We start from the raw sequence: 9,978 nt of genomic DNA, 5'->3' as shown, positions 1-9,978 counted from the left end.
GCGCCCCTACATGGCCGTGCGCCCCTACATGGCCGTGCGCCCCTACATGGCCGTGCGCCCCTACATGGCCGTGCGCCCCTACATGGCCGTGCGCCCCTACATGGCCGTGCGCCCCTACATGGCCGTGCGCCCCTCCGCAAGACCCCGCAGCCGGTCCAGGTTGACCCGGTCCATGTCGGTCTTTCCCCGCATTTTGGGGGTCTCGATGATCTTGGGGCACCGGGCGAGGCGGGGGTCCTGCATGAAAAAGCCGAAGGCGTCAAGGCCGATGGCGCCCTCCCCGATGTGGGCGTGTCGGTCGACCCGGGAGCCAAGATCGGTCTTGGCGTCGTTGAGATGGAGGACGAAGAGGCTGTCCAGGCCGATGGTCCGTTCGAAATGGGCCAGGGTCCGGTCGTAGGCCTCCCGGGTTCGGATGTCATAGCCGGCGGCAAAGATGTGGCAGGTGTCGAGGCAGACCCCCGTCCGTTCCGGGGCGTCCACGGCGGCCAGGATCAAGGCGATCTCCTCGAAGGTGCGGCCGATGCCGGTCCCCTGGCCGGCGGTGGTCTCGATCAACAGACGGCAGGCTGTGCCGGGAAGCGCTTCGAGGATGCCGCGGATCTCGCGGGCGGCAGTGGCGATGCCCTGCCCGGTCCCCGCGCCTAAATGGGCGCCGGGGTGATGCACCACGTAGGGGATGCCGAGGCGTGCGCAGCGCTCCAGTTCGGCGGCGAGGGCGTCGCGGCTTCGGGTCCGGTTTTTTTCGTCCGGGGTCGCGATGTTGATGAGGTACGAGGTGTGGGCGGCGATCTCGGTGATGCCCGTCTCCCGCCGGGCCTGGTCGAAGCGCGCCACGGCCGCCTCGATGAGGGGCGTTTCCTTCCAGGTCCGGGAGTTCCGGGTAAAGATCTGCAGGGCGCCGCACCCGTATTCGGCCGCGCTGTAAAGGGCGTTGTGAAGCCCCCCGGCGATGGAGAAGTGGGCGCCCAGGAGCAGGGGCGGGCGCCCGTTCGGGTCGGAAGCCACGGCTCAGGCCAGGGCCTTGGAGACGATCTCGTAGACGTTGCCCGAGAGGCTGGGCAGCGCCATGAGACGCTCCAACTGGGCCTTCATCAGGTCCCGGCGGACGGGTTCGTATTTCTTCCAGTGATTCAACATCCCCACCATCCGGGCCGCGATCATGGGGTTGAAGGCGTCCAGGGCGATCACCTGCTCGGCCAGAAGGGCGTATCCCTCGCCCGATGGGCTGTGAAAGCACCAGGGGTTGAGGCTGCAGAAGGCCCCGATGAGGGCCCGCACCTTGTTGGGGTTCTTGATGGAAAAGTCTGGATGGGCGAGGAGCCTCCTCACGGTCTCCGGGGTGTCGGGGAGCTGGGCCCCGGCCTGGATGGTGAACCATTTGTCGAGCACCAGGACATCCTGCCGCCACCGCTCGTAAAAGCGTTCCATCGCTTGGACCCGCTCACCGCAGGGGATGTGGGAGAGGATCGCCAGGGCGGCCATCTCGTCGGTCATGTTCCGTGCGCTCTCGAACTGATGGTAGACGCGCCGGACCGCCTCGGGCGTCTCGATCAGCCCGATATAGGCCATGGTTGTGTTTTTGAGGCTCCTGCGCCCCACGGAGGCCGGATCGACGGCATAGGGCCCCTCGTCCTGGTTCCGGACCAGCACCGTCAGGAATTCCTCCTGGAGGGCGCCCGCAAGGCTCCGGGTCACGAACCGCCGGGCCTGGTGGAGGGCCTCCGGATCGATGGGGGCGGATTCGCTCATGAGGGTCGCCAGCTCGGACTCGCCGGGAAGGGTCAGGGCGTGGGAGAGGAAGGCCCGGTCCTGGGTCTCGTCCAGGAGGGTCCGCCGGAACGCCGCGACCAGGGCGTCGTCGAGCTTCAGGGGTCGCTGCTGCTGGAAATCCCCGGCAAGGCTGATCATGACCTTGGCGAAGAGGGTCTGGCCGGCATCCCACCGGTTGAAGGGATCGCTGTCGTGGGCAAAGCGGAAGAGGGCCTCGGCGTCGCTGGTTCCCGCCCGGAGCTTGACCGGCGCGGAAAAGCCCCGCAGGATCGAGGGGACGGGCGGCGCCGGGACGTTGACAAAGGTGAAGGATTCATCGGCCGCACGCAGGTTGAGGACCCGGGTGGTTTCCCCCGGCGTCTTTTCGCCTGCGAGCTGGAGGGGGAGGTCCTTCCCGTCCGGGGCGATGAGGCCCACGGCCACGGGGATGTGCATGGGGGCCTTCCCGCCCATGTCGGGGGTCGGCGGACAGGACTGGGAAAAGGTCAGGGTGTATTCCTTCCGGACGGGGTCGTAGCGGCAGCCCGCCGTGATAACGGGTGTTCCTGCCTGGGAATACCAGCGCATGAACTGGGCAAGGTCCCGGCCGGAGGCGTCGGCCATGGCGCCGACAAAGTCCTCGATGGTGACGGCCTGACCGTCGTGGCGGGTGAAATAGAGGTCCATGCCCTTCCGGAAATCCTCGGGCCCCAGGATTGTGTGGATCATCCGGATGACCTCCGCGCCTTTTTCATAGACCGTCACCGTGTAGAAATTGTCCATCTTGATGTAGGATGCCGGACGGACCGGGTGGGCCATGGGGCCCGCATCCTCGGGGAACTGGAAGGCCCGGAGGGTCCGGACGTCCGAGATGCGCTTGACCGGCCGGGAGGTCATGTCCGAGGAGAACTCCTGGTCCCGGAACACGGTGAGCCCTTCCTTCAGGCTGAGCTGAAACCAGTTCCGGAGGGTGACCCGGTTGCCGGTCCAGTTGTGGAAATACTCGTGGGCGATGACCCGGTCGATGTTCCAGAAATCGACGTCCGTCGCCGTATCCTGGCGGGCCAGGACGAATTTGGAGTTGAAGATGTTGAGGCCCTTGTTCTCCATGGCGCCCATGTTGAAGTCGTTTACGGCCACGATCATGTAGTCGTCCAGGTCGTATTCCAGGCCGAAGGCCTCCTCGTCCCATGTCATGGCCTTTTTGAGGGCCTCCATGGCGTATCCGCACTTGTCGCGGTTTTCGTGCTCCACGTAGATCCGGAGGGCGACCGTACGCCCCGACCGGGTGCGGAAGGCGTCCTCCAGGCAGAAGAGGTCGCCTGCCACCAGGGCGAAGAGATAGCAGGGTTTTTTGAACGGGTCCTCCCATTTCACCCAGTGGCTGCCGTCCTCCAGCAGGCCGCCGTCGACGCGGTTGCCGTTGGAGAGGAGGACCGGGCAGCGGGACCGGTCGGCGATGAGGGTGACGGTGTATGCGGCCATGACGTCGGGCCGGTCGGGGAAATAGGTGATCCTCCGGAAGCCCTCGGCCTCGCACTGGGTGCAGAACATGCCGCCGGACCGGTAAAGCCCTTCAAGGGAGGCGTTGTCCTGGGGCTGGATCTTCGTGGTGATCTCAAGGGTGAAGGCGTCCGGCGCGTGCGGAACGGTGAGGGTGTCTGCATCGAGTTGATACCCTCCGGGGGGCAGGGCGTTGCCGTCCATCCGCACAGAGACGAGTTCCATGTCCCGCCCGTCGAGGACGAGGGGAGCCTTTTCCGGCGCATCCGGAGATGCCGCGTCCGGCGGGTTGCGGCGGAGGGCCAGGGTCGATGTGACTGTAGTGTCGGTCTCCTTGAGTTCGAAGACGAGGTCGACGGTATCCACGAGAAAGGCCGGCGGGCGATAGTCTTTCAGATAGTTTGCCTGAGGGGTGTCCATATGGGTTTCTCCAACGTGTCGGATTGATCGGGATGCCGCCGGAACCTGCCGGCCGCGGCGGGGACGCCTGCCGAACCTGTCTGCGCCCCCTGACACTGTGTGTGTTGCCGAGGTTCAGGGGGCGCGCGTTATCCGGGCGGACGGGAAACCTGGCGCAGCGCTTCGCCGGTGGTGGGGACGATGGCCAGAAAGGTGTCGAAACCGGATATCTCGAAGACCTCGCGAACGTAATCCTGCATGGCGCAGAGGACCAGCCTGCCGTCCAGCCGCTTGAGGTCCTTGGCTGTTTTCAGGATGACCCGGAGCCCCGCGCTGGAGATATAGGCCAGGGCCTCGAAATCGATGACCATGCGGCGGGCACCCTTCTCGATGGCCAGAAACACCGTGCTTTCGAGTTCCGGGGCGGTGTTCGAGTCCAGCCGTCCGTCAATGCGGAATATCCATGCATCTTCTTGCCGTTGTTCATGAATTTTCATAAAAGCCTCTGATGCCGTTCTTCGCGTGTGCGATGGGTTACGGCAGTTTTTTGCTGAGGGTGACGATGTTGCGGTCGTTCGCTCGGCGATAGGCCATGTCGTCGGTCAGGCGTTTGACGAGGTGGATGCCGACACCGCCGATGCGCCGTTCATTCACCGGACAACTCGTGTCGAGCGCCCTGACAGTCGAAGGGTTGAACGGCACACCGTCGTCCATGACGCACAGGGTCAGCAGCTTTCCCTCCCGGGAAATGGCGATTTCCACCCAATGTTCATCCATATCCCGATATCCGCAGGAAACAACGTTGGTGAAGAGCTCATCCAAGATCAGGTTGAGCTCGAAAAGCGTTTTGTCGGGGATGTCGGCCTCGGCTTTGAACTGATCCAGCTTTGTCCGAAGCGTTTCCAGCTCGGAGAGGTCGTTTCGCAGCCTGAAACCGATCTCGTGTCGTCCCATACCCACCTTTCCGCGTCGCCTTCCCGCTATACCAGGCTGATCCCGACGATCGACTTGCACGCTTCACAATGATCCGCATGCTGCACGAGCAGCTTCTCCTCCCATGCATGGACCTGCTCCGCGATGGCCTGTATGACGACCGGCGCGATGGTCGGAAACTGCCGCAGGGTTCTTGCAAACCGTTCCCGCTCCAGCACCAGGCAGGTGGTGTCGGTTAGTGCCCTGAGGGAGTAAAGCCGGTTTGTTTTTCCCAGGAGCGACATGGCGCCGATGAAATCCTGCGGGGCGTAGTCCCTGAAGACGCATTCCCCATGATGGTTTTCGCGGATGAGCCGGGCTGCTCCCGAGAGGAGAATCAGCGCCTGCCCGTCCTCGTCGCCCTGCCGGAACAGGAAGTCGCCGGCCCCGTACACTTCTTTCGTGCAAAGATAGGCGAAGACCTTGAGGGGCTCCATGGGCAGTTTCGAGAAGAGATAGGTCTGTCTCAGGATATTCAGGTTCTCCTTGTATTCGCAGGAGTGAACCGGCTCATGATTTTCCGTGGACGAGTTCATGGAGGAGTCCTTTTTTGCGGATGAGTTCGTCGTAGCCGCCGAGCTCGGCGATTTTTCCCGATTTCATGACGGCAATGTAATCATAGTTTTTGATGATATCCAGCCGATGGGCAATGGATATGACCGTGCTTTTCCCCTTCCAGTGGTTTTCGAGGAGGTTCTGGATCCGGGCCTGGGACTTGTTGTCCAGGGCGGAGGTCGCCTCGTCCATGATCAATATCTTCGGGGCCTTGAGGAATATCCTGGCGATCGCGAGCTTCTGTCGCTGGCCCCCGGAGAGCCGGTCGCCCTTGGACCCCACCTGAAACTGCATCCCGATCTTCAGGATGGTCTCCAGGAGGTCGTCCTGAATCAGCAGTTGAATGGCGCTCTGGTTGATTTTTTCCTGTGCCTTGGGGTGTTGGGATTTTAATTTTCCAAAGAGGATATTGTTTAAAATCGTTTCGGAGGGGATGTAGCGCGCGGCGTCATAGAAAGCGAAGATTTCGGGATAATCCCGGGAGACCGTCTCCCGGAATTGCGCCCGGCCAGATAAAATCAGGGATTCCAGGCCGGGCGGAAGGGAGACCATTTTGTGCCTGCCCGGCGAGAAGCGGAGGGCCGCGTCAAGAAGCATCTGCCGGTCTTCGTCGGCGAGCTGCCGGCGGTGCATTTTTTTTAGGCGCTCAGCAAGAGGGGTGTAGGTTTCCATCTCATGGGGCTCCAGAGGGCTCTGCTCGAAAAAGATCGCTTCGGGGGGAAGATCGCCCAGGATATCGACGGTCTGCGTTACAACCTCCGCTCCCAGGTTCGACAGGGGGGCGGTGAGGCCGGCAGCGTCGAGATACGCGAGAAAATAATTGTTCCGGCTGAGGTTCACACCGGAGAGGGCGGGCTGATCCGTGGCGCCGAAGACGATGTTGTCCATCACCGAGGAATGATAGAGATAGGTCTTCTCGTCGAAAAATTCGATCAGGTCATGGATCTTATCGCCGAATTCATCCCGGAATGCCTCCCGGATGCGGATGATCCGACCGACGAGGTCGGCATGGTCCGTTTGGTTCAGGTGCATATTGAGGCCGAAACGGAGAACGTCCACGAAGATGCCGGCCTGCTGGAGGGCGGCGATCCTGTCATCCAGGGACGGCAGGGCGACTGGATATTCGTCGTCTGAGGATTCCTGAAGCGCCCTGCAGGAGTAGAGGAGGTTCTCCTCGATGGTGCCTTCGAAGATGAACGGCGACTGGGATACGGTTCCCATGTTCCGGGTGATGTCCTTCTTGGTAAGTTCCGAGACCTCGCGGCCCCCGATCCGCACCTGCCCGCCCTGGTATTTGTAGAGCTGGTTGAGGCAGAGGGCCAGGGTGCTTTTGCCGCTGCCCGAGAAGCCCACGACCGCCATGTGTTTCCCCGGTTCCAGGGAGAAGCTGACGCGGTCGAGCAGCCGAATGCCGTTTTCCGTGTAGAAGGAGAGGTCTTTCACCTCGATGCCGCCGTCCAGGTCAAAGGGGGGCCTGCCCTGCGGTTCCAGGAGGTGCTCGGGGGCGGCGTCGAAATATTCCATGACGCGCCTGTAGCTCACGGTCGCGTCCTGATAGGACTGGTAGAAATCCAGTAGTTCCCTCCAGGGATCATAGAGTTTTTCCTGGGCCGACAGGAAGGCGACAAGCGACCCCAGGGCCAACTGGCCGTTGATGGCGAGATAGCCGCCGATGATGAAGATCAGAAAGGGGCTCAGGCTGTTGAGAAAGTTGTTGGTGGTCTTGACGCCGAAGCGATAGAGGTTCCAGACGATGCGAACCTTCATCAGCCGCTCCACGATGGCGTCGAACTTGCGGTTTTCGATGGCATAGGCGCCGTTGGTGTGGATTTCATGGATGCCTGAGATGGATTCGCCGATCTTGTCCGAGAGGTCCCGCGTGATGTCCACCCGCTTCTTGTTGGCCGTGTTGGCCCGGGCCTGCAGCAAGGGGATGAGGATGAAAACGACGGGATAGATGGACAGCGACACCGCCGCCAGAAGCGGGTGGAGCCAGAAGAGGTATGCGCCGAAGGCCAGGAGGGTCAATATATTGGTGACGGGAATGGCGACGGCCATCCCCACGAAATCGCCTGCGGTGGCCAGTTCCGTGACCAGGGCGGAGACCACCATCCCCGGCTGGGTCTTCCGGTAAAAATGGATGGGCAGGGTGAGGATGTGGTGGTAAACGGCCCGGCGCATCCCGGCCAGGGCGCGCTGGCCCAGGATCGTCTGGATGACGCTGGTCAGGTATTTGAAGACGGTCGATGTCAGCACGGCGATGAGGTAAATGCCGCAGTAGATCATCAGCAGTTCGTGTTTCTTGAGGAATATCGCTTCATTGATGATTTTTTTCTGCATCTCCAGGGGAACGACCCTGGCGAACACCGTGATGACGATGATCACCAGCAGAACAAGCTGGAGGTTGATGCTGCTGGAAAGCACCCACGAAAACAGGGACCGCTCCGTCACCGGCCGGGAGGTCTGATATCTTTTCATGTTCTTCTCGTATGGTCTCGGGTGAAGGGCCCTTTTTGCAACGATTCTATGCGGATGAACATCCTCCCTATAGCACTTGAATGCCGATCGCCAAAGGAAAAATATTTTCGTCCCGGCTCGGTGGGAAGCGGGTCATGGTGCGGCGCCCCGACGGCGGTTTACATGTCGACATGTCCATATATCGTTATAATCAGAATAGATACCTATTTATATCTGAAATTCCCGAAAATAGGTTCATGAATTTGAATCCAACTGGAACGGTATTTAACATCCTAATAAATATACATAATCTTGTCAATCTGGCGGCGAAAGGGGATGGACGGGTCAAAAAAACTGAACCATTCCGTCGGCCCCAGGCCGATCTCAGTTCCGCGGTGATGCATGGAATGCGTATTTAACTATTTGGAAAAATTTATAAAAAAATATATAAGCAGTTTTTTTGCATTTTGGCAGGCGGATTGCATATTCACGAGTCAACCTAATAATTTTTTCATCTGTTCTCCTCCTTAACGGCTAATTGAACCCAACCAGTTCATTAGCCGTTTCATTTTTTGCATCAAACCGCCCAATCCGCAGCCGCTGAAAATCCCTTCGTTGTTTCCTCGCCACCGTGATCGGCCAGGGTAGGACAATGTGCTGAGTTCAACAATAGGTACGATACAATATCAATATAAAACAATTAGTTAATTTGTTATAGCTAAAAATTCTGTAAATTGATTTAAAATTTTGAACTCTTCTGGATAATTTATAACACATTTAAAATAAATGAAAAAAGAAAAATCTGGGCAATGCCCGGTTCATCAGGATGAACAACAACCAGCCGATGGATGCCGCTTCCGGGTGCTGAAAAATCCTTGGCAGCCGCGATAAAAATATATAACGATTTGACTTAATAGTAAAAAATAAAAATATTTTTAGCAGCGTGGTTTTTGGCAAGCCTGTTGCAATAAGCTAAGTCAACCTAATAATTTTTTCATCTGTTCTCCTCCTTAACGGCTAATTGAACCTAACCAGTTCATTAGCCGTTTCCTTTTTGGCGGCCATGGGCGTCTCGAAATGCGCTGCCCGTCCGCCGCTCCCTCAATTATTGGCTTGCATCATGGGGCTTGCTATTATAAGGATTTGACGCTGCCGGCAGTGTCCGGCGCGGATTGAGATACCCTATTGCATGCGCGGTGAAGCCATATGAGCAACGAACAGCACCCTGAGCTGGAGGCCCACTCCCTCACCTTCCTGGAAATGGCCTTCCGCACCGACAGGCAGGGCGTGATCGAACATCCCGACGGATACGGGAAAAAAACAGGAGACTGCGGAGACAGCATCGAGATATTTCTGGAGATCCGCGACGGGCGGATCACTATCTTCCGCTATCAACTGGATGGATGCATCCATACCAACGCATGCTGCAACATGATGGCCCTGCTATCCGAGGGGCGACCGCTGGCCGATGCCTGGGAGATTTCGCCCGAGAAGGTCGCGGCCTGCCTTGAAACGCTTCCATCAGATCATTTTCATTGCGCGGAGCTTGCGGTCGGCACCCTGTACCTGGCGCTGGTCAGCTTTCAGGAGGTCCGTCGGGCGCCCTGGAAAAAGCTGTACCGGTAGCCTCCTCACCCCGCCGCCGCGCTGATTTGGTCTTGACATAAATAGTCAAAATTGTTTATAGGACTGTTCTTAAACACTAAATTTATATTCGACAGCGCATCCAATTCTGGATATTTTCTTGTAATGATCAAGGAGGGGTATGGGGCTCAAAGCGGTTTTGGCGGAAAGAAAAACGTCCATTATCAAGAAGTGGTTTGATAGGGTTGTGGATACCTATCCCGCCGATACCTCCCAATTTCTCAAACGTCAGAAGGATCCCTTCAGCAACCCCGTCGGCAGCACGACCATCGAGAGCCTCACCCGGATTTTCGACGAGCTGCTGAAAGAGGCGCCCGACAGCGCCGTTCTCCAGTCCGCCGCGGACCCCATCATCCGGATCCGGGCGGTCCAAACCATGTTTTCTCCCGCCCAGGCCGTCGGTTTCCCCTATTTCCTGAAGAACATCATCAGAGATGAATTTGAAAGCCGGATGACGGATGTTCAGGTGCTCCAGGCGCTTCTGGCGTTCGAGCTGGAGATCGACAAGCTCAGCCTGGTGACCTTCAACATCTATATGAAATGCAGAGAGACGGTCCTCAAGCTGAGGACCAATCTGGAAAAAGAGCGGCTGTATAAAGCGTTTTCAAGAGCGGGTTTGATACATGAGATCCCGGAGGATGGTCCGGATCTTGAGGAGAAATAACATTAATCATCATGACGAGGCTCCGGGGAACC

At 58.8% G+C, this 9,978-nt stretch carries 8 protein-coding genes; 2 read left to right on the top strand and 6 right to left on the bottom strand.

What is annotated here, in order from left to right; translation table 11 throughout:
• Positions 1-114: 114 nt before the first annotated feature.
• The 6 genes from ACEW8N_RS14475 to ACEW8N_RS14450 all read right to left on the bottom strand — a co-directional run bounded on the left by ACEW8N_RS14475 (position 115) and on the right by ACEW8N_RS14450 (position 7,659).
• Entirely contained in the window at positions 115-1,008 is an 894-nt protein-coding gene (locus tag ACEW8N_RS14475) for a deoxyribonuclease IV (RefSeq protein ID WP_373500547.1), read from the bottom strand.
• Positions 1,009-1,011: 3 nt separating this feature from the next.
• On the bottom strand, positions 1,012-3,675 hold the full coding sequence (gene pepN, locus ACEW8N_RS14470) for an aminopeptidase N (RefSeq protein WP_373500546.1): 2,664 nt from the start codon (positions 3,673-3,675) through the stop codon (positions 1,012-1,014).
• 128 nt (positions 3,676-3,803) lie between these two features.
• Complete coding sequence (locus tag ACEW8N_RS14465; RefSeq protein WP_373500545.1) at positions 3,804-4,151, bottom strand: STAS domain-containing protein; 348 nt, start codon at positions 4,149-4,151, stop codon at positions 3,804-3,806.
• A 37-nt stretch (positions 4,152-4,188) separates the two neighbouring features.
• A complete protein-coding gene (locus ACEW8N_RS14460; protein WP_373500544.1) occupies positions 4,189-4,608 on the bottom strand; it encodes an ATP-binding protein in 420 nt (139 codons plus the stop codon).
• Positions 4,609-4,634: 26 nt separating this feature from the next.
• Entirely contained in the window at positions 4,635-5,162 is a 528-nt protein-coding gene (locus tag ACEW8N_RS14455) for a Crp/Fnr family transcriptional regulator (protein ID WP_373500543.1), read from the bottom strand.
• Positions 5,137-7,659 carry an ABC transporter ATP-binding protein/permease gene (locus ACEW8N_RS14450; RefSeq protein WP_373500542.1) on the bottom strand — a complete coding sequence of 841 codons (2,523 nt, stop codon included), beginning with the start codon at positions 7,657-7,659 and terminating at the stop codon, positions 5,137-5,139. Before ACEW8N_RS14450 ends, ACEW8N_RS14455 begins: the two co-directional genes overlap by 26 nt.
• Before the next feature lie 1,185 nt (positions 7,660-8,844).
• Here ACEW8N_RS14450 and ACEW8N_RS14445 point away from each other — a divergent pair.
• Together ACEW8N_RS14445 and ACEW8N_RS14440 are read left to right on the top strand one after the other, a co-directional pair.
• A complete protein-coding gene (locus ACEW8N_RS14445; protein WP_373500541.1) occupies positions 8,845-9,264 on the top strand; it encodes an iron-sulfur cluster assembly scaffold protein in 420 nt (139 codons plus the stop codon).
• Positions 9,265-9,403: 139 nt separating this feature from the next.
• Positions 9,404-9,946 (top strand): RsbRD N-terminal domain-containing protein, encoded by a 543-nt coding sequence (locus tag ACEW8N_RS14440; RefSeq protein WP_373500540.1) that lies wholly within the window; start codon positions 9,404-9,406, stop codon positions 9,944-9,946.
• The last annotated feature ends 32 nt before the right edge of the window (positions 9,947-9,978 follow it).

Origin of the sequence: Desulfococcus sp. (assembly GCF_041737845.1) — a bacterium.
Lineage (GTDB): Bacteria > Desulfobacterota > Desulfobacteria > Desulfobacterales > Desulfococcaceae > Desulfococcus.
The sequence above is the reverse complement of the archived record's forward strand: the minus strand, read 5'-3'. Positions and strand labels throughout refer to the sequence as shown.

What these genes read in the sequence shown, in the direction of transcription:
- ACEW8N_RS14445 (WP_373500541.1), top strand. Translation starts at nt 8,845, where the DNA reads ATGAGCAACGAACAGCACCCTGAGCTGGAGGCCCACTCCCTCACCTTC.
- ACEW8N_RS14455 (WP_373500543.1), bottom strand. Translation starts at nt 5,162, where the DNA reads ATGAACTCGTCCACGGAAAATCATGAGCCGGTTCACTCCTGCGAATAC.
- ACEW8N_RS14465 (WP_373500545.1), bottom strand. Translation starts at nt 4,151, where the DNA reads ATGAAAATTCATGAACAACGGCAAGAAGATGCATGGATATTCCGCATT.
- ACEW8N_RS14440 (WP_373500540.1), top strand. Translation starts at nt 9,404, where the DNA reads ATGGGGCTCAAAGCGGTTTTGGCGGAAAGAAAAACGTCCATTATCAAG.
- ACEW8N_RS14450 (WP_373500542.1), bottom strand. Translation starts at nt 7,659, where the DNA reads ATGAAAAGATATCAGACCTCCCGGCCGGTGACGGAGCGGTCCCTGTTT.
- ACEW8N_RS14460 (WP_373500544.1), bottom strand. Translation starts at nt 4,608, where the DNA reads ATGGGACGACACGAGATCGGTTTCAGGCTGCGAAACGACCTCTCCGAG.
- pepN (WP_373500546.1), bottom strand. Translation starts at nt 3,675, where the DNA reads ATGGACACCCCTCAGGCAAACTATCTGAAAGACTATCGCCCGCCGGCC.